The sequence below is a fragment of the Muribaculum intestinale genome (genome assembly GCF_002201515.1).
In the GTDB taxonomy this organism is placed as follows: domain Bacteria; phylum Bacteroidota; class Bacteroidia; order Bacteroidales; family Muribaculaceae; genus Muribaculum; species Muribaculum intestinale.
On the sequence record NZ_CP021421.1, the window covers coordinates 1,793,111 to 1,818,832 of the forward strand.

The 25,722-nt window shown below is 53.0% G+C and carries 18 protein-coding genes; 4 read left to right on the top strand and 14 right to left on the bottom strand.

All coding sequences use genetic code 11. The features are described 5' to 3' along the window. Window positions 1-124 precede the first annotated feature (124 nt). The 10 genes from ADH68_RS07305 to ADH68_RS07350 all read right to left on the bottom strand — a co-directional run bounded on the left by ADH68_RS07305 (window position 125) and on the right by ADH68_RS07350 (window position 15,470). Window positions 125-940: a S1/P1 nuclease gene (locus tag ADH68_RS07305; RefSeq protein WP_068961371.1), complete on the bottom strand. Its 816-nt coding sequence runs from the start codon at window positions 938-940 to the stop codon at window positions 125-127. 75 nt (window positions 941-1,015) lie between these two features. Continuing rightward, window positions 1,016-2,611 carry a PKD domain-containing protein gene (locus ADH68_RS07310; RefSeq protein ID WP_068961370.1) on the bottom strand — a complete coding sequence of 532 codons (1,596 nt, stop codon included), beginning with the start codon at window positions 2,609-2,611 and terminating at the stop codon, window positions 1,016-1,018. Window positions 2,612-2,635: 24 nt separating this feature from the next. Continuing rightward, window positions 2,636-3,763 carry a sialidase family protein gene (locus ADH68_RS07315; RefSeq protein WP_232321379.1) on the bottom strand — a complete coding sequence of 376 codons (1,128 nt, stop codon included), beginning with the start codon at window positions 3,761-3,763 and terminating at the stop codon, window positions 2,636-2,638. A 2-nt stretch (window positions 3,764-3,765) separates the two neighbouring features. Further along, window positions 3,766-5,220, bottom strand: coding sequence for a RagB/SusD family nutrient uptake outer membrane protein (locus ADH68_RS07320; RefSeq protein WP_068961369.1), 1,455 nt, complete (start codon window positions 5,218-5,220; stop codon window positions 3,766-3,768). A gap of 13 nt (window positions 5,221-5,233) precedes the next feature. Further along, window positions 5,234-8,533, bottom strand: a complete 3,300-nt coding sequence (locus ADH68_RS07325) for a SusC/RagA family TonB-linked outer membrane protein (protein WP_068961368.1) — start codon at window positions 8,531-8,533, stop codon at window positions 5,234-5,236. 32 nt (window positions 8,534-8,565) lie between these two features. Continuing rightward, window positions 8,566-9,861 (bottom strand): MFS transporter, encoded by a 1,296-nt coding sequence (locus ADH68_RS07330; RefSeq protein ID WP_068961367.1) that lies wholly within the window; start codon window positions 9,859-9,861, stop codon window positions 8,566-8,568. A 6-nt stretch (window positions 9,862-9,867) separates the two neighbouring features. After that, entirely contained in the window at window positions 9,868-11,508 is a 1,641-nt protein-coding gene (locus ADH68_RS07335) for a sialidase family protein (RefSeq protein WP_068961366.1), read from the bottom strand. Between the two features lie 199 nt (window positions 11,509-11,707). Then, entirely contained in the window at window positions 11,708-12,619 is a 912-nt protein-coding gene (locus ADH68_RS07340; RefSeq protein WP_068961365.1) for a dihydrodipicolinate synthase family protein, read from the bottom strand. Window positions 12,620-12,772: 153 nt separating this feature from the next. Next, complete coding sequence (locus ADH68_RS07345) at window positions 12,773-13,498, bottom strand: FadR/GntR family transcriptional regulator (RefSeq protein ID WP_068961364.1); 726 nt, start codon at window positions 13,496-13,498, stop codon at window positions 12,773-12,775. Between the two features lie 322 nt (window positions 13,499-13,820). Further along, window positions 13,821-15,470 carry a fumarate hydratase gene (locus ADH68_RS07350; RefSeq protein ID WP_068961363.1) on the bottom strand — a complete coding sequence of 550 codons (1,650 nt, stop codon included), beginning with the start codon at window positions 15,468-15,470 and terminating at the stop codon, window positions 13,821-13,823. Between the two features lie 127 nt (window positions 15,471-15,597). Between ADH68_RS07350 and ADH68_RS07355 the strand changes: the two genes are divergently transcribed. From ADH68_RS07355 to spt, 3 genes are all read left to right on the top strand, one after another. After that, the gene (locus ADH68_RS07355) at window positions 15,598-17,334 is read left to right on the top strand and encodes an ArnT family glycosyltransferase (RefSeq protein WP_068961362.1); all 1,737 of its coding nucleotides are present in this window, start codon (window positions 15,598-15,600) and stop codon (window positions 17,332-17,334) included. A 109-nt stretch (window positions 17,335-17,443) separates the two neighbouring features. After that, a complete protein-coding gene (locus ADH68_RS07360) occupies window positions 17,444-18,433 on the top strand; it encodes a YitT family protein (protein ID WP_068961361.1) in 990 nt (329 codons plus the stop codon). 122 nt (window positions 18,434-18,555) lie between these two features. After that, complete coding sequence (spt, locus tag ADH68_RS07365) at window positions 18,556-19,743, top strand: serine palmitoyltransferase (protein WP_068961360.1); 1,188 nt, start codon at window positions 18,556-18,558, stop codon at window positions 19,741-19,743. 112 nt (window positions 19,744-19,855) lie between these two features. Here the strand turns inward: spt and ADH68_RS07370 are convergent, their stop codons facing one another. The 4 genes from ADH68_RS07370 to ADH68_RS07385 form a co-directional block, all read right to left on the bottom strand. Continuing rightward, window positions 19,856-21,079, bottom strand: coding sequence for an ABC transporter permease (locus tag ADH68_RS07370; RefSeq protein ID WP_068961359.1), 1,224 nt, complete (start codon window positions 21,077-21,079; stop codon window positions 19,856-19,858). A 7-nt stretch (window positions 21,080-21,086) separates the two neighbouring features. After that, window positions 21,087-22,238 (bottom strand): ABC transporter permease, encoded by a 1,152-nt coding sequence (locus ADH68_RS07375; protein WP_068961358.1) that lies wholly within the window; start codon window positions 22,236-22,238, stop codon window positions 21,087-21,089. Between the two features lie 75 nt (window positions 22,239-22,313). Then, entirely contained in the window at window positions 22,314-23,333 is a 1,020-nt protein-coding gene (locus ADH68_RS07380; RefSeq protein ID WP_068961357.1) for an HlyD family secretion protein, read from the bottom strand. A 25-nt stretch (window positions 23,334-23,358) separates the two neighbouring features. Next, window positions 23,359-24,849 (bottom strand): TolC family protein, encoded by a 1,491-nt coding sequence (locus tag ADH68_RS07385; protein ID WP_084274094.1) that lies wholly within the window; start codon window positions 24,847-24,849, stop codon window positions 23,359-23,361. Between the two features lie 220 nt (window positions 24,850-25,069). On the opposite strand from ADH68_RS07385, the gene ADH68_RS07390 reads away from it, so the two are divergent. Further along, entirely contained in the window at window positions 25,070-25,585 is a 516-nt protein-coding gene (locus tag ADH68_RS07390; RefSeq protein WP_133165665.1) for an outer membrane beta-barrel protein, read from the top strand. Window positions 25,586-25,722: the final 137 nt, after the last annotated feature.

A 25,722-nucleotide genomic window follows, 5' to 3' on the forward strand; every position in this document is an offset into this window, starting at 1 on the left:
GGCAATAGTCTCCGTCGGTTTCCATGCCATCTTTATAGAAGTAACGTATATGTACCCTTATATCATATACTTGTTATAAAAATGATTGTAGAAGCAGAGTAAAATTTGGGGGACACAGCCGGTGTTATCTCTCCCATTTGGGGGAGTATGAGGGGTCGAATACCGAGTTGAGCACATGGGCCAACCTGTAACCGGCCTTGAGCAACTGGTTGTCGGTAAGTTGGATCATATCCTGCAGGAAATCGAGAGTCTCGGCTTTGTTAAATTTGCGCTCGGGAGTGATGATGTCGTAAAGCGGACGCATGATTCTGGCGTTGGCCTCTTCCCATTCAATCAACGAGCCTTTTACTATCTCGGCCTTCTCCTCGTCGGAGCAGCGGTCGAGATGGTATACATAGTCGGAGTAGTACCATTTGTGTCCTTTCTCAAACACGCCTCCGTCAAAAAACTTGTGGAACTTGTACTTCTGGTCGCCGTCGAGATAGAAATAGACGTTCTGCGACTTGTCCTCAAAGAAGTTGTGGCCGGGGCAATGCATGTCGCCGATGAGATGGACGAGTATCTTGATCGACACTGCCACAGCCGAGTCGGTCATGTTTTTGTAGCCTCCGTTCTCCACCTTTGCCATCTCGGTGTTGATGCCAAGATTGGAGCGGTAGCGATCCTTCCACACTTTTGACTTGCAGTTGGCGTCGAATGATGCACTGTGCCATCCGTCGGTGTGGTGGTAGGCAGGCTGCAGACGCACATTGTCCATCCATGAGGCATAGTACACAATCGACTTTCCGTCGAGATACTTCTCGATGGTGGCTTTAGCGGCGGGGGTAAGGTTGGCCTCGGCAATGGCGGCTACGGCATCGTGGCCGATGCGTCCGAATGCCCATGCGTTTACACAAATGACGGCTGACAGTATTGCGAATATGATTCTTTTGAATGTCATGGCGTTATATTTATTGCATAAAATGTATCCGGAGCCGGGGGACTTCCGGCCCCGGATACTGTGATGAAACATTGTTTACTTCATTATATTATACAGAGTCTTTACCTCGTCGGCCGAAAGCGCGTAGTCGTACATAATAATGTCGTCAAGCGAGCCCGGGAACGGATTGTTGATCTGGCAGTCCTTGGTCTTTGACTTCTGCCATGTGCAACCGATAAAGAACGGGTCCTTGAACAGGTCGGTGGCAACCTTGCCATTGAACGAACCCGAAAGTTCGCCGTCGACATAAACACTTGCTACGGAATTATTATCCACCACGTTTCTTATAAATGTCACACAATGCCATTGCTGGTCAAATACCGTCTTGTCCTGTGTAGATACGTTCCATTCGGTGCTTGTGGCAAACCAGCGCACATATCCTTCAGCAGATGAGGCGGTTTTGTTCAGTCGGCACCATGTCTGGCTCTGGCCTGACGCTCCGTTGGGGAGTGTGTTGGCCGGACGACCGATATTGAACATACCGGCCTGCGAGGCTTGCATATTCTCGATTTTTACCCATATGATGAGTGTCCACGACGACAAGCCGCCGGGAAGCTTGGAGCAATCCTCATCATTTATCTTCAGTACGGCGTAGTCATCGGTGTTGGTCTTCGTGTTGCCGTCGCACTTTACGGATTTGGATCCTTCGTGGCGCGAGCCCGACTCAAGATTGAGTTTCCACTTGGAGGGGTCGGAAGAGTACTCCTCGATGCGGATATTATTGGGGCCCATGTCGGAGAGCGAGCCTTCGAAGGGGAACCACATGCTCAGGCCGGCAGTCGGGAGCACCATCACGTAGGCATCCTTCTCTATGGTAGAGCTGTTGATTTCGTTGTAGGCGCGGAGGGTCACCTTGTATCGGCCTGCGTTGGAGTACTTCACGGTGGGGTTGCGGTCGGTCGATGTCGGGGTGTCGGCGCCCTCGAATGTCCAGCTCCATCCCTCGGGACGTCCCATTGTGCGGTCCTCGAATGTCACGGTCTGGCCGGCGAGAATCATCAGCGGAGTGGTTGTGCCGAACTCGGCGGCCACGGCGTCGTGGTCGATTACGTTGAGATAGTCGGCCTTGGTGACTGTTGAGTTGGCATTGGGGTTGCTGACAGTAAGGGTCACGGTGTATAGACCCGGCTCGAACTTCAGCACGGGATTCTGCTCGGTCGACTTGACGGTCTTGCCGTCGGCAGTGGAGAATGTCCAGTCCCACGAATTGGGGAATCCGATTGAGCGGTCGGTGAAAGTAACTTCGTCGGTATTGTAAGCGTTGAGCTTGTCGGCCTCGAAGTCGGCAGTTATCTCGCCGGGGTATGCCACCGTGATATACTCGGTGTATACCCTTTCGGAGCTGTTGTCGCCGCGGCCCACGCGCAGGGTCACTGAATATGTGCCCGGCTTATTGTAGACAATCTCAGGCGAGAAGAGCTGTGATGTGGCAGGCTCGCCACCCTCAAACTCCCAGTCCCATCGGGCGGGATTGCCCGACGACTGGTCCATGAAGCACACTTTGTCGCCGGCAGCCACCTCGGTGCGGTCGCTCTTCATGTTAGCTTCCAGCGGAGCCACCTTTACTTCGTCCTCGCAGCTTGCGAGAAAGAGCAGTGTGGCCGCGCCCAGTATATATGATCTGTAGTTCATCGTAGTCAGTTTAATGGTTAATCATTATTTCACGTCGTTGAGCTGGAACTTGCGGAATATGATGCCGCCCTGGTTGAGGTAGCCGTATTCCGACAGCACAGCGATTTCGCCGTCGGAGAAAGCCGCGATATCGCAGTAGCCGCCTACTTCCTCGCCAGTGTAGTCAAAGCCCTTCGACCATGTGGCGCCGTCGTCGAAACTTGCACGCAGGGTGTTGTGCAGGCGGCGTGCCTGCCATGCGGGGTTGCAGGTGAGGAGCACGTTCTTGCCGTTTTCGCCGCCACCGTAGGAGTAGGTGTAGATCGAGCCCTGGCATCCGGGGTCGGGAAGGTCCTTCATGAGCTGTGCAGAAGTCCAGGTGATGCCTCCGTCGTAGCTGATGGAGTGGCCGCGATATCTGTCGGCCTCGTCGTCGCTCTCCATGCGGATGCTCATCAGCAGACTGCCGTCGCTGAGCTCGCACACACTGGCCTCGTTGGTCTTGGGCGTGGGTACGGTGCCGCCGTGGTGCCATGTCTCGCCGTTGTCGTCGGAGTACATGGCATTGGCGTAGAACTCGGCGCCTTCGTCGTTGGCCTTGTGGTAGCCGGCCACCACAAGGCGGCCCTTGTTGGGCTCAAGCTGCTTGACGATGCCGTGGCAGGGGCCCTGGGTGTAGCGGCCCACGCCTGCCGGACGCACGGTGTTGGTGATGTCGCGCGGAGTGCTCCATGTCTGGCCCTCGTTGTCGGAGTATGTCACAAGAATCTTGCTGTTGCCGTAGCTCTTGTTCATCACCATCACCACGCGGTTCTTGTCAGGGAGATAGATGGGACACGGGTTGTGGCATGTGGCGTCCTTGTCGTCGTAAATCACCAGGAGATCCTGCCATGTGTTGCCACGGTCGCCCGAGCGGCGGAGCACGATGTCGATGTTGCCGGTGTCCTCACGTCCGTCGACACGTCCCTCGCAGAATGCCAGCACAACGTCGTGCTTGGTGATTACCATCGAGGGGATACGGTATATGGCATAGTTGTCGGTACCGGTGGTGAAAGGCTGCGACTGGTTGAGCACGACAACCTCCTTGTCGGAAATAACAGGGTCGATGTCGGAACATCCTGCAAGCGAGGCGCCGAGCATGCCGAGTATGGTAAATGCTTTATATGATTTCATAATTAATAGCCTTCGGTCTGGGTTAGATTCTCATTGTAGTCGCGCATGTTGAGCGTGATGGGGAAGTAGAGCGGAGTGCTCTTGCCGTTGAGGTTGGGCACCTCATTGTAGACATTGATAGTACCCGCTCCGTGTGCACGCATCAGGTCGGGCCAGCGCTTGAGCTCGAAGCAGAGCTCGAGGAAACGCTCGTCGAGGATGGCTCGCTGCACCGATGTCTGGTCGGTCGGGCCTGAGTAGTCGCCGATGCCTGCACGGTTGCGTGTCTTGTTCATCAGCGATACTGCAGTGGGCACGTTGCCGCCGCCAAGGTAGCAGAGGAGCTCGGCCTTGAGCAGATGGGCGTCGGCCAGACGGTATACCACGATGTCGTTGTCGTAGTAGCGGTCCTTCTCGTAGGGGGTGCCGCGGAACTTGTTCTGGCATGTGAAGAGCACCTTGCCGTCTTTGTTGATACCCTCGATGAAACATACGGGCTTGCGCTTGTCGGCCGAGGTGAATGCAGCCTTGATTTTAGCCGACGGGGCATAGTAGGGAGCCGCGATGTTACCGTTGGAGTAAGGTATCTGGTCCTTGTTGACGGCGCTGCCCACCTGGCCCTGCACTGCCGACTCGGTGAAGTTGAGGGCATACATGCTGTCGTACTCGCCGAAACGCACATATATGGCGAAGATAATCTCGGAGTTGAGACGATGGCTCACGTCGAAGATGTCGGCATAGTTGTCGACGAGCTTCACGCCACACTGCTCTACCTCATCGAGGCATGCGATGGCATCGGTAAGATTCTGCTTGTCGCCGCTCTTGAGCACGGTGTAGTTCCACGCAAGGGCCTCGGCCTTGAGCATCAGCGCCGACGGACGCGAGATGCGGTACTTGTTGGGTATAGAGCTCTCGGGGAAGAGGCTGAGCGCGGTCTCGAGGTCGGAGAGAACCTGAGCCATCACCGCCTCCTTGGGCTGGCGCGAAGGCTTGGTGCTCTTGTCGGCAGTCTCGGTGGGATTGAGCACGATAGGCGCGTCGCCCCACATCTGGAGCAGGAGCATATAGTCGTGGGCACGCATGGTGTAGGCCTGGGCAAGAATGCGGTTCTTGGCATTCTGGTCGCTGAAGCTGATGGCGGCCGTGTTCTTGATAATCATGTTGACGTGGTGGAGATTGGTGAAAATCACCTTCCAGTCGTAGCCGTTCTCGTTATCGAGGCGCTGGGTGTGGGCTCTCGACACACCGCCACGCGAACCGGGCTGCAGGGCGTCGCCACGGTCCTCGCCATAGGTGACACGGTCGATTAATGAACGGAAATTGCTGTACGTGCCTGTGAGGTATCCCTCCACGTCGCTTGAACTTTGCCAGTAGTTGGCATTGGAGATATCAGATATCGGATCTATTTCCAGCTGACTCTCACATGCGCTCAGTGACAGGGCGAGTGCTCCGAGGTATATAAATCTTTTTAAGTTCATATTCGTGGTATTTTTATTTCAGGGTGAAGTTAAGAGTGAACAGGAAAGAGCGCGGACGCGGATATTGCCCGAGGTCGGCCCCGATGATTTCAGGAGTCAGGCCTTCGTAGGCGGTGATGTATCCGAGATTGTACACCGCGGCTGTCAGAGTAACATTGTCGAGGTGGTTGCGCTGCAGGAACTTGTTGCGGAGCATATAGGTGAGAGATACCTCGCGGAAGGCCAGATAGTCGCCCTTGGAGATGTAGAGCGAGTTGGAAGTTCCCTCGTTGCTGCCGTATGTGCTTGTGAATCCGAGCGGACAGTTGGCGCCGTTGGCTCCGCGCACATGATTGCGCTTGCCGTCGCCCAGGTCGGCATTACAGTCGTAGCGCGGTATTGTGGCGATGTCGCCCTGCTTGTGCCATGTGGCCGATGTGGCTGTCTCGTGTAACGTGGCATAGTTGTGGCGCAGGTTGCCGTTGGCCTGTGCACGGAATCGGTTGTCAATCACGTTGCCGCCTGAGAAATCGGTCATGACGCGCAGAGTGAAGTTCTTGTAGCGGAAAGTGTTGTTGAACGAGCCCATATGGTCGGGGTTTATGTATCCGCAGAGATACATGTCGTACCGGTCGATGATACCGTTCTTGTCGAAGTCGTGCCAGATGGCGTCGCCTCCAACCTTGCCCTGGCCGAGGCGGGTGGCATGCACAATATTGTCGTAGGGAGCGCCTGCGGCTTCCTCGTCGGTGGCATATACGCCGTCCATCTTGAATGCGAACTGTGCGCCGAAGCGTTCGCCCTCGGCGAGACCGCCTACCTCTATATACTTGCCGAGCTTCTCATCGAAGATGACACCGCCGTTGATACGGTTGCGCGGGACGCCGTTGTTGGGGAGCTTGCCCACAATGGTGCGGAAGAATGCGAATCCGGCGTCGATGTCCCAGGTGAAGTCGCGGGTCTGGATGGCGGTGGCGCTGATGGATGTCTCGAGGCCCTTGGTGATGAGCGAGCCGTAGTTGGACTTGATTGAGGAGAAACCGGTCTCCGACCAGAGCTTTTCGTCGATAAGACGGTTGGATGTCTCCTTACGGTATACGTCGAAGGTAAGAGAGATGCGGTTGTTGAAGAGACCGAGGTCGAAGCCGAGGTCGGCCGATGTGGTCTCCTCCCAGAGGAGGTCGCTGTTGGCGAGCACGGTGTTGAGCAGACCGGCCTCGCCGCCGTAGTTGTTGCCTGCGGCATACTTGCCCTGGGTGTTGGCGAGCGAGAGGTTGTCGTTGCCGGCCTTACCCCAGCTGCCGCGAATCTTGAAGTTGTTGACTACCGGAGTGAGCTTTTCGAAGAAAGCCTCGCGGTGCACGTTCCAGCCGGCCGAGATGCCGGGGAAGGTACCGTATTTGTGGTTTTCGGCGAAGTGCGACGAACCGTCGTAGCGGATGCTGAGCGAGAGGAGGTACTTCATGTCGTAGTTGTAGTTGATACGTCCGAAGTACGACGACATCTTCTTGTAGGACTGTACGGTCGAGGTATTGGAGAGATTGAGCTCGCCTACGCCGTTGATGGTCTCGATTTTGTCGGATGTTCCGTTCATACCCTGAAGGGTGGAGTCGAAGGCGTCGGTGTAGGTATGTGTGTAGCCTACCATGAAGTCGAAGTTGTTCTTGTTCCAGAGGATCTTCTTGTAGTTGGCTACGATTTCATACTGGTAGTTTTTGTTCATGTCGCGCTCACTCTTGGCAATGCGTGATTTCTGCACCTCGTTGGCGCGTTCGAACTGATGGTTTTTTGTGTTGTCGAGGCGAAAGGAGAACTGCGGGCGAATGTGAAGGTCGGCTATAGGCTCCCAGTCGAGCTGGGCCATGAGGTTTGTGCGGTCGACGGCGTTGTATTTCGACTGGTAATACACCTCATGGAGTCGGGTGCGGAACGATGCTGTGTTTTCGCCCGGAGCCGGGCGTCCGTCCTCGTAGTACTGGCGTGTGGTGGGAGGCATGAGCGAGGCGCGGGCCATAACGTTGTTTTCGTTGAGGCCGACAAACTTACGCGAGATGTAGTTGACCGACGAGCGCACGGTAACGTTGTTCATCACCTTGTACGATCCGTTGGCGGTGAAGCTCCAGCGGTCGTAGTCGTTCCCTATGACTATGCCGTCCTGCTTCAGATATCCGAGGCTCATATAATATGTGCCGCGGTCGTTGCCTCCCGAGAAGTTGATGTTGAAGTCGTGGTTGATGGGGTTGCGCATGAGATTGTCCTGAAAGTCCTCGTTTTTAAAGAGGAGCATCTTGCCCGGGGTTGCCGGGTCTTCCATGGTCTCCCAGCCGCGGTTGGTCAGCAGGTTCTCTACATATCCCTGGCCATATCTGGTAATCCAGTCATCGAGAAACGCGCAGTTGACATAGCTGTCGATAACATTGTTGGTGCTCATGCCGAATGATCCGTTGAGATACTTGTCGGGATTGTAGGCCCTCGTGGCGGCTTCTCGTGTAATCGAAAGATACTCGCGTGCATCGCTGATAGGTATGCGTTTCGGCTGATGGTCAATCGACAGGCCATAGCTTACAGAGATGCGTCCTGCACCCTTTTTGCCCTGTTTTGTGGTAATCATCACGATACCGTTGGCCGCTTTCGCACCATATATAGCTGTCGAGGCTGCGTCTTTCAGCACCTCGACCGATTCGATATCGGCATAGTTGAGGTCGGTGATTGTGCGTATCACACCGTCGATTATGTATAGTGGAGCGTCGGAACCGGGAGTGGTTGTAGTGCCGCCACGTATGGTGACCGCCGGACTGACACCGGGACGTCCCGATGAGAAATTGACCTGCATGCCTGGTACTTTTCCCTGAAGCATCGACATGACATTGTTGCTCGGCATTACAGCCATATCCTCGGCCTTGACTTTGGTGATGGCGCTTGTTACTGTGGCTCTCGACTGAGTGCCGTAGCCGATTACTACCACATCATCGAGATTTACGGCATTGTTGTCGAGGGTGATGTCAATCTTCTGCCGGCCGTTGACAGGAATCTCCCGTGTAGTCATGCCTACATAGGTCACGACGATTGTGCCATTGGCGGGAGCTGAGATTGAAAATTTTCCATCGATGTCGGTCATAACTCCGTCGGAATGACCTTTCACACGTACTGTGGCTCCGATGAGCGGCTCGTTTGATGAATCGCTCACTTGCCCTTTTACCGTTATCACGGCCTGCGTCGCTGTCTTGTCGGCGGGTGACGCGTAGCTCTCGGCGGGCTGCATGGCCATACCTAAGGCCAGCAATACCGTCGCATAGCGGTATACTTTTCTAAAATTACAAAATTGATTCAACATAGATTGGTGTTATTGGTGATATAAATTCAGGTTCATGCATGCTGTCTGCATCCGCTACTGTCTGCTGTCGATGATGAGGCATCGCTGTCGCTCATGTCGACTGTAGTCGGGCGCAGGCAGGTAAGTATTACTATTATTGTGAATGTGACGAGTATTGACAGCATGGCGAAATCGCGGCCGAGATTGCCGGTGTCCATAGAGCGGCCAAGCAGGTCGGTGACGGCGGCGCCTGCAAACACGCTGCACATGTTCATTATACCGTAGGCCGTGGCCCGGCTGCGCGACGATACAAACTGGCACACGATAGGCATGTTGTTGGCGTCGAAGAATCCGAATCCTACTCCGAACAGCACTGCTCCGGCGACAACGGGGAGCAAAGTGTGGCCGTAGCCGATACAGAGAAGAGCGGGAATCATCAGCGACAGGCCTATGGCGGCTGTGTAGATGCGACCGCGCACATTGCGCATCACCCAGCGGTCGGATATAAATCCACCGAGCAATACTCCGGCAAACGAGGATACGGCAATTGAAATCGTGGCGATTGGTCCGGCGACCTCCATATCGATGCCGAGGCTTGAGGCGAAGAGCGAGGGGAGCCAGTTTTTAGTGGCCCATCCGGGTACCGACGGCACGCAGAAATAGAAGAGAATCACCCAGAAGGATACGTTGGCAAGCAGCATTGCCATACCCTTGAATACGGGGAGTCGTTTCTTTTCCTCGGTCTTCACGGCGCCGATATGGCGCGGTGTGTCGTAGAGCAGGAACATAAGCACCACACTGTAGGCGATACCGATGAGGCCGAAGCTGTGGAATGTGCCGTGCCATCCGTACATAACAGCCAGAGTGGCGCCGAAGCCGCCCATGGCCTGACCGAAGTAGATGCCGGTCATATTGATGCCTATGGCCAGCGAGCGAGTGCGCTCACGGTGGTAGTCGGCTATGAGTGACAATGCAGCCGGCATATACAGAGCCTCGCTCACTCCCATGATGCCACGCAATATGTACAGCTGGCTGAACGATGTGGCATATCCCATCATGAATGTGACAAACGACCATACGAACAGTGCCGACACAATTACCCACTTGCGGCTGATGCGGTCGCCGATGATTCCGGAGAATGGGCTCATTATGCCGTACACCCAAAGGAACACGGCCATCAGACGTCCGAAGTTGGCCGCAGACTCGAGTTCGGAGATATCAATCATGATTGACTCGCGCATAGTGGATAGCATCTGGCGGTCCATGTAGTTGAGCATCCCTACAATCCATAGCAATGCTACAACTATCCAGGCATATGTGCGGGTGTTTCTGTTGATTAATGATGCCATTGTGGTTTATTTCTGTTTGAGGATTTCATTTAATTCGATTCTTACGAACACCATGTCGGCCAGACCGCTTTCGTAGAGTATTCCGATTGCATCCGGATTTATGGCTGTGATGCTTGAGTATCCCATGCCCTGTGTCTCGTCAAACATGATGCTGTTGGCTTCGGGCCAGGTGGCGCCGTCGTCGAGGCTTGCCCTGAGAGTGAGATTGCGACGCAGTTTGTGGTGGACAGGGTTGGCAAACAGCAGCACTGATGCCTTGGAGCTGTCGGGAGCGATGTATTCGTGGCGGTATAGGCTTGCCATGCATGTCGGCTCGGTCAGCACCTTGCGCGAGGTAGGATGCTCGGTCCATGTGCGGCCAAAATCGGTGGTTGTGCACACGCGGCGTCCGTTGGGGCTGAGGTGCCCTCGGTTGCGGTTGTCGCGCATGTTGAGCATTATCGAGCCGTCGGACAGCTCTGCGGCATTGCACTCAGTCACATCGTCGTAGGCCGGATTGCCGGTGGTCCATGTGCGTCCGTGGTCGGTGCTGTATGTTATATTGCTGAATGGGATGCCCTTGCTGTCCCGTCCCTGGGTGGGGAATACGAGCGTGCCGTCGGAGAGTGTGATACCCTGGCCGGGCGCAGGGGCAAACAGCCACCATTCGGGGCGCTTTGTGTGGGCTGTTATGTTGTCGGGAAAACTCCAGGTTACTCCTCCGTCATCACTGTGGGTAATCAGGAACTGGCATGTACTGCGAATGTCTGTACCGGGCTGAGAGCCGCGACCTTTCCATTGGTGTATCCAATAGTCGGATGTGCTGTCGAGCCCTTCAATCCACTTGCCGTCGGCGTCGAGCATCCCGTGCATCCACAGTCCGGCTACAAATATGCGGCCCGTATTGCGGTCGACCAGTATGCATGCGTCGCTTACGCCGTTGTGCTTTTCCGCGAGTCCGCCCCATGTACCCATATCAAGTACGGGCTGCATCGGAGTCCAGGTCGACCCTCCGTCGAGGCTTCTCTGCAGAGCGATGTCGATGTTTCCCTGGAGGTCGCGCGCGGAATCATATCGAGCGTCGTAGATGGCGAGAAGTGTGCCGTCGGGGGCTGTTGCGATGCCGGGTATGCGGCATGACGCGACTCCATCGCGTCCGGCAGTATGCAGGGCTACTCCTGTGCGCAGTAGAGGAGATGTGTGACTGCGGAAACGCAGGGTGCCTCTGTCAGTGTCGATGCGGGCGCATTTCAAAGATATGCGGTGGGTAAGGTCGATGGAATCGCGCAGCGTCACTCCGAGCCACATGTAAGTGGTGTCGGCAGAGAGAGGTGCATTGAGCACGAGCTTCACTTTTGCCTGTCCGTCGGTCGTGGCGCTGCCGATACAATGTACTCGGTCGAAGGAGGTGGAATCGGCCGAGACATACAGTCCTATGGACCGTATATCGGTAGGGTCGGTACTTTCGCCGAAATCCAGCGTCATCCCTTTCAGAATAGTGGCATTTCCGTCGGCGATAGCTGTCATCCGTAAGGCCGGCGAGTGGGTTAGTCGCGAGAGTACCGGTACTGCCGGATGCCGGAATTCTATTCGAGGACTTCCTGCCATGGCTGACAGACATGCTGCGGCATATAGCGAGGCTATGGCGAATTTTAAGGATGCATTCATGGTGGTTATGACGGGAGAGTTGATGGTCGGTGTGATAATGTCGTGTGGCTTTTTGTACTTTTATGTTAAAAATACAAAAAGCAATTAGCTGCTGTTTCGGATTCTATATATCTTTGTTGATTCATACATAGATTGAAGAGAGGATATTGACAGCTTTCCCGACTGTTCCCTAACGAGGAAACTCCGATAGCCTCTCTTTTTATTTTTTCACGAATCCGAGTGCATCAAGATCGGCTTCAAGAGCTGCATATTCCTCCTGAGCAAGAGGCGAGAGTGGCGGTCGGCATTCTCCGCATTTTATGCCTATGAGGTTCATGATTGCTTTGCCGCCGCGTACTCCACCGCCGTAGCGTATGATAACCTCGACTGTCTTTATTGATTTCTTCTGAAGTTCGCGGGCTGTTGTCAGGTCGCCGTCCTCCATTGCCCGGAATATGCCGTCGTATATTTCAGGGATGTAGTTGTATGTGCTGCCCACACCGGCTTTCGCACCCATGGACAGACCGGCAATCAGTATCTCGTCGTATCCATGCAGCACTTCGAAAGCGCCTCCGTCGAGGTCGATACACATTTCCATTTCCATAAGATTGTTGTGGGTAAACTTTGTTCCCGCCAGATTTGGAATAATCTTTCGCCCTTCGGCAAGAATTCTGTCGACGGGTAGGTTTACTCCGGTGATTGATGGCATGTTGTAATAGTAGAACGGCAGTTCGGGCGCAGCGTCGGCGATTGGTGCGAAGAAGCCAATCAGGTCGTTTACAGTGGCCGGCTTGAAAAAAGACGGTGCGATGCATCCTATCCCGTATGCTCCGATTGATGCTGCATGTGCGGCAATCTCAATCGAGTCGCGCTGGCAGTTGCTTCCGGCATGGCATATTACCTTGAACCGTCCGGCAGCGGCGGTAATCCAGCATTCGAGTATCTTCTTGCGTTCTTCGACGGTGAGGGATGAGAATTCTCCGGTAGTGCCGTTGACAAATACACCATCGATAGCTGTTGATGCTATATAATCGGCGTAGGGCTTTATCTCGGCATAATTTATATCCCCGGTTTCAGTCATTGGGGTGAATGTGGCGGCTATCATGCCGCGCAGACGTGGGAAATTTGGCATGTGATGATATTGATTAGGGTTATTATAGAGCGTATTATGGGTCCGGACGGCATATAGTGTCCCCTGTCGCCCGTCGTTATATATCGTTTATCGGCTGAATATCAGTCGGATGTAGTGGACGGGACGTTGCGGGAGAAAACTCCGCTACGGTGTTTATTCTTTAGAGTTGAAGGAGTGTTCGCGCATAAATATGCGGTAGAGCTCGAAGTGGCGCTCTATTGCGTTGCGATATCCTTCTTTGTCGCCTGATTTGAGATATGAAAGCAGGTCGGCATGGGATGCGGTAGCACCCTCGGCCTGGAGACGCTGGTTGATTTGCGACAGTTCCTGACGGAATTGTTTCTTTATATATGTGAGTACAGGGTGGATGATATCCTGGAACTCGGCTATGGTCTTGTTGCCGGTAATCTCATAGAGTTTCGCATGGAATGACGATTCGCTCGACACGGCATACTCATTGTTTTCGATGACCTTGCCTATGCGCACTATCTCTTCCAGTTCCTTTATATCTTCAGGCTTTATCTTGTCGAATATATCGGCCGATATGCCTATTTCCAGAGCGATACGGAATTCGAGCAGATCGAGCACTGTATCCTCGCTGAGAAAGCGCGGGTCAATCACACGCTTCATGCCTCCGAGTATTGTGGGCTCTGCGAGAATCATCCCTTTTCGAGGACGAGAGTGTATCATCCCGAACATTTTCAGCCGGCTGAGACATTCGCGTAGCACACTTCGGGCTACTCCGAGCTCCTCGGCCAAAGTGTTTTCGTTGGGAATAGGATCGCCAATCGACAAGTTGCTGCACTTGAAGTGGGAGAGCAGGCATTCCTCGACCTGGTCGACAAGCGATGCGCCTGATGGCTGGAGTGACAGTGCCATATTGTTGAGTGTTTTTTAGGGTTGAGCTAAATCGATTTAGTAGGATTTATCTGATTTGTCTGACAAATAAATCTGTCGCAAAGTTAGTTCTTAATTTCTTTCTTGCAAATTATTTAACCAAAAAATAAGTATGAAGGTGGGATTTTAACACTTTGGGTTGGTAATAAGGTTAAATTTATTGTATGATATTGCTAAAATGAGGCTTATGATGAAAAGACAGGGTTCAAGGCGCGCAAGCCTTGAACCCTGTCGATATGGTATAGGATATTACCAATGTGTGTCCGGATATGGATACACATTAATATATATAGGAAGAAATCGGTTATTTTGCGATGGGGCAGCCTGAACAGCGGTTGGCAATTTCGGTGAAGAAGTCGTTGCCCTTGTCGTCAACGAGGATAAATGCGGGGAAGTCCTCTACCTCGATTTTCCAGATTGCCTCCATGCCGAGTTCGGGATATTCGAGGCATTCTACTTTCTTGATGCTGTTGTAGGCCAGAATTGCAGCTGGACCGCCGATAGAGCCGAGGTAGAATCCGCCATGCTTGTGGCATGCGTCGGTCACCTGCTTTGAGCGGTTGCCTTTGGCAATCATTACCATCGAACCACCGGCAGCCTGGAACTGGTCGACATAGCTGTCCATACGTCCGGCGGTAGTGGGGCCGAACGAGCCGGATGCCATGCCCTCCGGAGTCTTGGCGGGGCCTGCATAGTAGATGGGGTGATTTTTCAGATAGTCGGGCATAGGCTCGCCGGCGTCGAGGCGCTCTTTGATTTTAGCGTGGGCTATGTCGCGGCCTACGATGATGGTGCCGTTGAGCGACAGACGTGTCGATACGGGATACTTTGTGAGTTCGGCCAGAATTTCAGGCATGGGACGGTTGAGGTCGATTTTCACAGCGTTGCCTTCGCCCTGATTGCGCATTTCTTCCGGAATAAGTTCACCGGGGTTGGTGTCGAGTTTCTCAATCCAAAGGCCGTCCTTGTTGATTTTAGCCTTTACGTTGCGGTCGGCCGAGCAGCTTACACCCAGACCTACGGGGCATGATGCTCCATGGCGGGGGAGACGGATGACACGGATGTCATGGGCGAAATATTTGCCTCCGAACTGAGCGCCGAGGCCTATTTTGTGGGCTTCGTCGAGCAGAGTCTTTTCGAGTTCCACGTCGCGGAAAGCGCGGCCGTATTCGTTGCCTGTAGTGGGGAGGTTGTCGTAGTATTTTACCGATGCCTTCTTTACGGTGGCAAGATTCATTTCAGCCGATGTGCCGCCGATGACGAACGCGATATGGTAGGGGGGACATGCGGCTGTGCCGAGCGACTTCATCTTCTCTACGAGGAATGGCACGAGCTTCTGGGGATTGAGCAGCGCTTTTGTCTCCTGGTAGAGGTAGGTCTTGTTGGCAGAGCCTCCGCCCTTGGCCACGAAGAGGAAATTGTATTCGTTGCCGTCGACAGCGTAGAGGTCGATCTGTGCGGGAAGGTTGCATCCGGTGTTTACCTCGTCGTACATGTTAAGCGGAGCGTTCTGCGAGTAGCGCAGGTTGCATCCTGTGTATGTGTCATATACACCGTGGGATATCTGCTCTTCGTCGCCTCCGCCGGTGTATACGTTCTGGCCTTTCTTGCCGATGCATATTGCCGTACCGGTGTCCTGGCAGAAGGGGAGCTGTCCTTTAGCCGCGATTTCAGCGTTGCGCAGCATTGTGAGAGCCACAAACTTATCGTTCTCGCTGGCTTCTGGGTCGGTAAGGATTTTGGCTACCATCTGGTTGTGCTCGCGACGGAGCATGAACGAATTGTCGTGTGTTGCCTGACGGGCAAGCACGCGGAGCGCCTCGGGGTCTACCACGAGCATCTCGCGGTCGCCCCATTTCTCAACCTTCACATAGTCGGATGTGAGGTGATAGTACTCGGTTTTGTCGGGCGACATAGGGAATGGCGCCTGATATACAAAAGGTTTTACGGGCATAATTATACGGTTATGGTTGTTTGTCTGCGAAATTAGCAAAAAATGTCTAAATTTGCATTTCCCAAGCCATGTAAATCATGTAAATATTGTTAAGCTATTGTAATAGCAACTGAAAATTCACTCACACATGAAGCGCGAGACACTCCTGCCGCCATATGCCGAGTCACTATGGCTGCGCCATTCAACACTCATAGTCATCCTTGAAGCCGCCATTCTGCTTCTGCCATTTCTGGGAATGGCCCTTTTCCATTCGAAAGGCGAGCCACGCGAGGCGATAGTAGCAGTCTCCATGCTTCAGACCGGCGACTGGATACTCCCTGTGAGCAACGGTGATGTAATCCCCTACAAGCCGCCGCTGCTGGCGTGGTGCATAGCGCTTCTCGCAAAGCTGTTGGGCGGCGAGGTCACAGAGTATATATCGCGTATGCCGTCGGCTCTCGCGCTTATAGCTCTCACAGTGTGGACATTCCGCTTTTATGTCGACAATGGAGCGCAACGCGGGCGTGCCATGGCTTGCGCCACGATACTGCTCACATCGTTTGAGGTGTACCGTGCAGGTATGGCCTGCCGTGTGGACATGCTCCTTACGTTCTTCATGGTGGGTGCGCTGTTCACTTTATATAATTACTGGAAGCGAGGTATGCACGGATTTCCTGTGGCACCTGTGCTGATGATGTCGGGAGCCATGCTTTCGAAAGGGCCTGTCGGGGTGTTGCTCCCGTGTGCCGTGGCCGGACTGTTCATGCTGGTCAGGGGAGTATATTTCTGGAGAGTCTTTTCAAAACTTCTCGGTATTGCCATTGCATCGTGTGTTATTCCGATGATATGGTATGTCGGAGCCTATGCACGTGGCGGAGAGGAATTCCTCCGTCTTGCGCTTGAGGAGAATTTCGGACGCCTTACGGGAACAATGAGCTATGCCTCCCATGAGAATCCGGTGTGGTATAATTTCCAGACCGTACTGCTGGGAATGCTTCCTTACACTCTGCTCGTTCTGTTCAGTATGCTTTCTCTGCACCGCATCAAGGTGTGGACCCGCATACATGTATATGTGCAGGGCTGGTGGAGACGTTTCCGTGCGCTGGAGCCTGCCGAGTGCTTTACGATAGTATGTTTTGTGGTTATATTTGTGTTCTACTGCATACCCAAGAGCAAGCGCAGTGTGTATCTCCTGCCCGTATATCCTTTTCTGGCATGGTGGGTGGCTGGCTACGGGTGGCATCTTGTAAAGGCCGGCAGCCGGGCCATCTCGGCTTTTATGTGGACTATCTGTCTGACGGCGATTACCGCTTATGTAGCCTATGTGGTGGTGCAGTGCGGATGGTTTCCCTACAGTCTGCTCCACGGTCGCCACGCTCTTGAGCAGGCCATGATGGTGACATCGCTATACAACAGCGGCGGAGTGGCACAATGGGTGTGCGTGTCGCTGTCGACCGTAATGGCAGCCGTGACCTTGCTTCTGTGGCGCGGACCTAAGAAACTCTCGTTCCCGGCTACTCTGACCACTATATGGCTCCTCTATATAGCTTTCGGCGGCACATATCAGCCCGGAATCATAAATGCCAAAAGCGACAGGGCGATTGCTGAAGCCGCAGCCAAAGTGCAGCCTGAGGGGCCGATATATGCACATGTTTCGACCGACATGCTCCGATTCTTCACCGCCGACTTCTATACAGCTGACCGTGTGAGGCCGTTTGAGCTTGACAATCCCGAGGCGGGGGTGATGCTTATCGGGGTGGAGGATGGCCGCAAATGGCTGCCTGAGCATGCCGACAGATATGAGTTTCAGTTGCTGAAGCATTTCAGGCAGCGCAGTTGCGACGTGCGCCAGGAAGTGCTGTTGCTGCGTTTCCAGGCAAAATAATTTTATGAAAACAGTTTGCCAAGATACGGGATTGACGTAATTTTGCAGGTCAAATTTATTCAAGAAATCAATCAATAAAAAAGTCATGTTATCGCGTGAGAAATTATGGATGTCTTATAAAGACTACGTGATAATCGTATTAGGTCTGGCCTGTTATGCTTTCGGCTTCTCGGCATTTGTGTTGCCTGAAAAGATTGTAATCGGCGGTCTGGTAGGAGTAGGCTCTTTGGTATATTTCCTTGGCGGAATACCTGTGGCCATTACCTCGTATGTGCTCAACCTTCTGCTTCTTGCCATGGCATACAGGGTAGTAGGCAAGCAGTTTGTATTGCGTACGGTGTTCAGCGCTACGGTGCTCAATGGTCTGATAGGTATATTGCAGCCACTGTTTCCCGAGCCGCTGATAGCCCAGCAGACATTCATGAACATTATCATAGGCGGTGCTCTTTGCGGAGTCGGAGTCGGTCTGGTGTTCTCCCATAACGGAAGTACCGGCGGCACGGATATCGTGGCCGCCATGGTGTCGAAACACAATGACGTGTCGATAGGGCGTATGATGATATATTGCGATTTCCTTATCATATCGTCATCGTTTCTGGTGTTCCATCAGATTGACAAGGTGGTGTATGGCCTTATCGTGACATTTCTCGCGTCGTACATGGCCGATCTTGTCATTAACTCCAATCGCCAGACCGTGCAGTTTATCATCATATCGAAACATTGGCGCGAGATTGCCGACGCTATCAACAATAATGCCCACCGCGGCTGTACTGTGCTCGACGGCATGGGCTGGTACAGCAAGGAGGCCGTGAAGGTGCTCCTCGTGATGTGTCGTAAGTATGAGTCGGGAAATATATTTCGTATCGCGCGCTCTATCGACCACAACGCTTTCATCACCCAGGCCAATGTCAACGGTGTCTATGGCGAGGGATTTGATGCTGTGAAGATGCGTATAAAGAGTACTCGCTCCGGCATGGCAAAGGAAATATTGCCGCCTACTCCAGAGCCCGGCACTGTCGCTGAAGTTGAGAGACAGGGAGATATAACTTCGGCAAGTGTGAAAAAAAGTGAAGAGGGGACACTCAATTCCAAATTTTAGTTATCTTTGCAGCCTGCAAAATTCAGAGCGGCTGAGCAGTGCTGTATCCGCCTGTGTGCCTGATTTTAAACCTAATGAATATTCTGACGTAGCAGAACAGATATAATTCACCGTAACGAAATATGAAGCTCCTACAATCCAAGCTGGCCAAATATACAGAGCCGCAGAAAGCAAAAGCCCTCGGGGTATACCCTTATTTCCGTGCCATCGAATCAGAGCAGGATCCTGAAGTCATCATGGATGGCAAGAAGGTACTGATGTTCGGCAGCAATTGCTACAGCGGTCTTGTAAATCATCCCAAGGTAAAGGAGGCTGCGATAGAGGCCATCAGAAAATATGGTACCGGATGTGCCGGTTCGCCCTTCCTCAACGGTACGCTTGATCTCCACAAGAAACTCGAACAGCGTATCGCCGAATATATAGGCAAGGAGGATGTAATGATATACTCTACCGGATTTGAGGTAAATCTGGGTGTCGTGTCAACTCTTACAGGTCGTGAGGACTATGTGATTTTTGACGAGCAGGATCATGCGTCGATTATCGACGGACGGCGCCTGTCGTACTCCCATGCTTTGAAGTACAAGCACAACGACATGCAGTCGCTCGAGCAGCAGCTCAAGAAGTGTGACCCCGACAAGGTGAAACTGATTGTCAGCGACAGTGTGTTCTCTATGGAGGGCGATGTGGCCAACATCCCCGAAATGGTGAAGCTGGCTAAGCAGTACAACGCAAGCGTGATGATTGACGAGGCCCACGGTATCGGAGTGTTCGGCAAGGGTGGACGCGGTGTGGTAGACCACTACGGTCTTACCGACGATGTCGATCTCATCATGGGCACATTCTCCAAGTCGTTTGCGTCGCTTGGCGGATTTATCGCTACCGACAAGGAGATAACCAACTTCCTGCGCCACCACTCGCGTTCATATATCTTCACCGCGAGCATCACTCCCGCATCGACAGCTGCCGCATTGGCTGCCATCGACCTTATGGAGCAGGAACCCGAACGTCAGGAAAACCTCTGGAAACTTACCCACTATGCTCTCGACGGTTTCCGCAATATGGGCATTGAGATTGGTAATACTTCTACTCCGATTATCCCTCTGTTCGTACGCGACAACTATAAGACATTCACAATCACCCGCGACCTTCTTGAAGAGGGCATCTTTGTAAACCCTGTGGTTTCTCCCGCCGTGGCTCCCCACGACACTCTCATCCGCTTCTCGCTGATGGCCACACACACAATGGAGCAGGTGACTACCGCTCTCGAGAAGATTCAGAAGGTATTCCGCGCCAACGGCATCATCGACTAAACCGTCCCTGTGGATAAGTAATATCAACCGTAACATAAACAAGCGCCGTATCGTTTTCATGACGATACGGCGCTTGTGTTTCAATTATCATGTGGGTATGTGGACGTTGAAATCATGGCACTGAGGGGAGCCGGAAATGACGGCGGTCGTAGCTGCGGGCCCAGCGCTCGGTAAAGCATGCGATGATGAAGTAGGAGGCTGTCAGTACCCAAAGCATGCCATACTGGGTCGACATGTCTGCAAGAGTGGCTCCATTGGCATTTATGCCGACAAATCCCTCGACACCCCATGTAGCAGGGATGAATCCGGAAATTATGCTCCACAGCGGGTTCATGGCAGTGCGCGGCCATGTGAGTCCCGACAGGAACAGGAATAATACGGAGGTAAACACAAATACCGGGAAGCAGCTTTCACGCTCTGATATCATCACTGAGAGAACCTGCCCGAGGAATATCGATGCCAGCAGCATCGGGGCCATGAAAAGCAGGTAGTCGGCAGTGGCGCCGATGTGGGGCAGGCTGAACATCACAGGTATGTAGTGCAGGATATATACGGTAAGAGGCATGTAGATGGTAAATACCGCAAGTGCCCTACCGAGGATTGAGGCCGACAAGGGCCCTTCGATTTCCTGCGGGTCAATGCCACCGTTTATTCGGCGTCGCTCACGCGACCCTCCTGCAAGCATCATTACGCCGAGCACGGCACTCTGCTGCAGGATGAGCACTACGAGTCCGACCATAATGAATGATGCAAATCCCTGTGTGGGGTCGCCGAGGAAGAACGATTGTGTGTCGACTCCTTTCACGGATTCCTGTGGTGCGGTGACAAATGCTGCCGGAGTACGGTCAAGGGCCTCTGTGCGTATGTCGGCACCGAGCTGCAGTTGCAGGTCGGTCATCGCAAAGAGTATGCTGCGGTATCTCAGCAGCAGGCTCATGTCGGTGTAAAGGGGTAATACCGTCTGCTCGCTGCGTCCGATTTTGCGGGCATAGTCCTCCGGGATAACCAGTATTGAGTAAACCTTACGCTCTTTGGCCCAGTCCCTGGCTTCTTGAAGCGACGACGCATAGCCGGCCACACCTATATACTGCGTGGCGTCAATCATGCGTACGAGTTCGCGTGACTCGGCAGTGCGGCTGTTGTCGACAACGGCCATAGGCAGGTCGGTGACGACTTCCGGATTGTAGATAAGCGTGTAGGTGACCGGATAGAGCAGTGGCAGAGCTATGAAAAACAGCATTACCCCTTTGTCGCTCCATATGAGCCTGTAGCCGTTGAGGAGCGAGCGGTAAAGTGTCGTCCACCATTGTCTGATATGTGAAAATATGCGTGGCATGTATGTATCAGGGTATGTATACTGGATGATATGCGTAGCGTTTCAGCTTCCACAGCATTGTAAACGGCAGCGCGAGGAATACAATGAGGCCCACAAACTCCCAGCGGCAGTAGTATAGCTCATAGCCGTTGAGCGCGGTGTTGATATATATAAGAAAATAGTAGCGGATAGGCAGTATATAGGAGAATATGCCTACGCCTCCATACATCTGCTCGACGGGAAATGAGAAGCCGGCTATCGAGAACGACAGTATGCCGATAAGTGAGAGTATCGACAGCGCGAACCTCAGATTGGGAATTATCGAGCATATGGTAAGCGCGAAGGCCTGGCTTGCCGCGATAAACAGCAGCATGGCTGTTACCATTCCGAGTGTGCTCCCGTTGAGGGGGAAATGGCTGAATCCGTAGAGCATGCCGAGCATGGCCATGCCTACGGTGGCGAATATCAGATATTGCGGAATAAGTTTGCCGAAGCAGGCTTTTACTATAGAGCCGCCGGCATCCTGTATCCAGCGTATCGAGCTTCCGCGTTTGATTTCCTGAAGGAATGAGAAGGCTGTAATCTGAAAGATTATGAGTTGCAGGGCACAGGGGATAAACGAGTTGCTGAGATATATCGAGTAGTTGGTCCAGGGGTTGCCATAGGGATGTACCTGAGTTACCACCGGCTGTATCATGTTGCGTATCATGCCTTCGTCGACTCCGGCACTTACCAGCGATGTCACCATTATGCCGCCTGTAGTAGTTACGGCAGTCTGTTTGAACGATTTGAACGACAGGGAGCCGGGCACATAATATGCAAGATTGACATAGTAGGTGATGGTGGTCTCTTTTCCGCTTACGGCATCGCGCTCAAAGTTGGACGGAATCATGAAGAACCCGTATATCTTGCCTTTGCGCAGCAGTTCCATGGCGTCGTGGTATGTCTCCGGAGAGTAGACCACGTCGACAAGTTCGTTGGCGGCGAGATTGCGTGCGGTGCGACGTGAGGTTGTGGTATGGTCGAGGTCGACGATGGCGGTAGGGAGCTGCAACGGCAGTCCTTCTCTCATCAGGTCGATCAGAAACCACGCCGTAACCATCGGCACCACTACCATTACAATCAGGTAGATAGGCCTGCTTACCAGTTGGCGGAATCCGTCGATAATGGCTTTGCGCATAGCTTATTGTTTATTTGTCGGAGATTGATTAGAGGCGAAATGGTTGATGATGCCGGTGAGCATTCCCGGCAGTTATCAATTGGGTTTGTGCCAGATGACGGTCATTCCGGGGCGGAGGTCGTCGACCGGTTCGTTAGGACGTACTTTCACCTGAAATGTGCGGGAGTCCCACTCGCCGGTGGCTTTTGTCGCACGCCATGCCGCGTAGTCGCCCATGTCGCGCACATAGTATACCGTGCCCTTTACTTTCTTTTCAAGAGATGGTATCTCAAGCTCGATTTCAGTGCCCATGGTCAGCTTGCCGAGCAATTGTTCGCGCACGTTGAAAGTGACCCATTTGTCCTGAATCTTAAGCAGGCTCATGATGGGTGTGCCGAGCGACACCAGCTCGCTTTCGTGGGGATAGATTACGTCGATTTCACCGTCGTAGGGAGCCGTCAGGTACTGGTCCTGCAAAAGGGCCTGTACTTCCATCACTCCTCCGGCTGCAGCATCGACCATAGCCTGTGAGCTCTCCTTGTCCTGCTTCTGTGCACCCTCCTTGGCCATCTGGTACTGGCTTCGGGCTGCGCTTTCGCCGGCTTTTGCCGCCTCAAATGCAGCTTTGGCTTCGTCGCGGCGCTGCTCGCTTACTACATCCTGCTTGTAGAGATTCTCCATGCGGTTGTAGGTCTTTTCTGATATATTTCGTGCGGCGAGAGCCTGTTGCCATAGGTCGTAGGCGCTCTGTATGATTTGTGAGCGTGTGCCGGCGTCAATCTTGCGGTTCTGGGCTGCTGCGGCATTTTTTACAGCCTCGGCCTGATACATCTTTGCATCGGCGAGTGAGCTGTGGATATGCACGAGTGTGTCGCCGGCTTTTACTTTCTGTCCCTCTTCCACGTATATTTCCATTACGCGTCCGGGCAGTTTGCCTGATATGCGGATTGATGTGGCCTCGGCCTGTCCTTCAAGTACATCGGACGAGGGCTTCAGAAACAGGAATCCGATTAGGGCCACCAGTGCGGTGACGATGACCACTATGACGAGTGATCCTACGAGCTTGTTGTCGCGCTCCTGTTTGACCGGTGTCGGTGTTGAATCGTTGGTTGCCATATGAGTATATGCGATGAAGTGATTATTATTCGTGGGTATATTCGAGAGTTCCGAGCACCTTTGACAAGTATACACGGCAGAGGCATACGTCGATTTCTGCATCGATATTCTCGGAGTTGGCTTTCAGCCATGCTGTCTGGGCCTCCATGACGTTGTCGGTGGTCTGTACGCCGGCCTTGAATCCGAGTTGTGCCTGGCGCAGGTTTTCATCGGCCTGACGCAGGTTGGCGCGTGTCATGTCGTAGGTCTTCATGGCTTCGCGAGCCTTGTAGGCCGCCTGGCTTACCTGGAGGTCGACCATCTCTTTGGCGTCTTCGAGTCGCAGGCGCATGATGTTGGCCTGAGTGCGCGCGGCGCGGTATTTGTTGTAGTTCCCGCCCCAGTGCCACAGCGGTATGCGTATCACGCCTCCGATGTGCCATGAGCCTCCGAATTTTTTCTCGAAGCCGTCGTTCATGTTGGGATTGCTTACCGTATATGAGCCGATGAGGGCTGCCGTAGGTAGCATCGACGACATGGCTATCTTGCTTTGCTGGTCGGCTATTTTTATTCCGAGTTCCAATGCGTGCAGGTCTTGTCGGCGTGAATACACATCCGGCATATTGTATGTAGTGGCTACAGGGGCGTCGTCGGTGTGAGGCGCATATTCGTCTTTCAGCGCCATTTGGGTGTTGACCGGGAGTCCGCATATCTGGGCGAGCGCCATTCTGGAGAGCGACAGACCGTTTTCGACCTTTACGAGATCTACGTTGGCTGCATTGAGTTTGACGTCGACAGTCAGGAGGTCGGAACGTGTAGCTACCCCCTGGTCAATCATGGCCTGCACATTGCGGTGCAGAGTATCAAGTAGGGCTACGTAGCTCACGGCGAGTTTCTTCTTCGCATTGAGCGACACTACCTGCCAATAGGCGGCGTCGACGGCATATATAATGTCTTGTGCGCCGTTTTCATGCATCGATTTGGCCAGTTCCTCGGCATATCCGGTAATCTTGTTCATGGCTACAATCTTGCCACCCATGAATATCGGCTGCGTAAGGGTTACGGCTCCAAAAAATACATTATGCATGTCGAAGCTCATCGCCGACTTAGGCAGATATGCCACTTGTTTGGGCACCGGCTTTCCGTCGACTACAAGCGGCAGACCTGTGGCCGGATTTGTCACCAGGTCGAATGTGTATCCCTGTCCGTCGAAGTTCATTATCGGCAGATGCTGGTCGGCTCCGAGTATGTTTATGTCATTAGAGTTGTAGACATATCCTCCTGCGAAATCAATCTGGGGGAGATATGCGGCAAATGCCTCTTTTTTCTGGTAGCCTGCAGCGCGTATCTGCTCTGCCTGGATGCGCAGCTGCTTGTTGTTGGCCATGGCCATGGCGCGGCAGGAATCGAGCGACACGGTTTCGCCGCCGATTTCAGGCATCTGAGCCTGCATTGTGGCGGACGACGCGATTAGAGCCAGTGATACAGCCGCTTTTAGTCCGCGGTAGAAGTGGATGTGAGGAAGTGTCGGTCTCATAAATAATAGTTGCTTGTCTGTGTCCGAATACTCGGCGCAAAGTTAATGCAATAAGGTAACAAATGTATAATCCCAAAAGTTGATAATTTGCGACGAATGGAGTAAAATGTGGTCAGTTTTCCCGATATGAAAATTTGAATCTTTTCCATGTGGTGATGAACCATGTCATTTTACGTTTGTTAATACGATGACAGAAATTTTTAAAAATATAATAAAAGTTATGAAAAAGATTATTATTGCTCTAATGATGATTGTCGGTATTGTATCCGGTGCACAAGCCCAGACCGAACTTACCGTAAGTTATGGTGCATATACCCAGATGGATGCAATGGACTGTCATGACGGAGGACCGTCGGTCAATAATGCATGGGGTGCTCTCAATGCCGGACTTAACTTCCATGTGGCTCCCGGATTCTGGCTCGGTCCGAGCTATACATTCTCAAGCACATCGCGCAAGCATTATGATGAGAATAAGTTCTACTATCATGCCATTATGCTCAATCTGCGGTATAATTATTACCGCAACTCGATTGTGACATTGTATGCAAAGGGTGCCCTCGGTTCGGTAATCATGCATGAGACATGGCCCGATGACAGCAAGAATAAAGCATACTGCGCATTCCAGATCAATCCTCTCTGCGCTCAGGTAGGGCTGAGCCGTTCGGTGGCAATGTTCGGCGAGCTCGGCTTCGGCGCCCAGGGCCTTATACAGTTAGGCTTCAAGATTGGCCTCTGATTTTTACTATTCGGGAAATTTTATCGCTTTACATATAACTGAATAATCATGCGCTGCATCGCTTCAACGTGGTGTGGCGCATATTGTTATCTATCATTAAACAAGCTCTTAATAATAATCCGAGGCTGCGCCGTAGG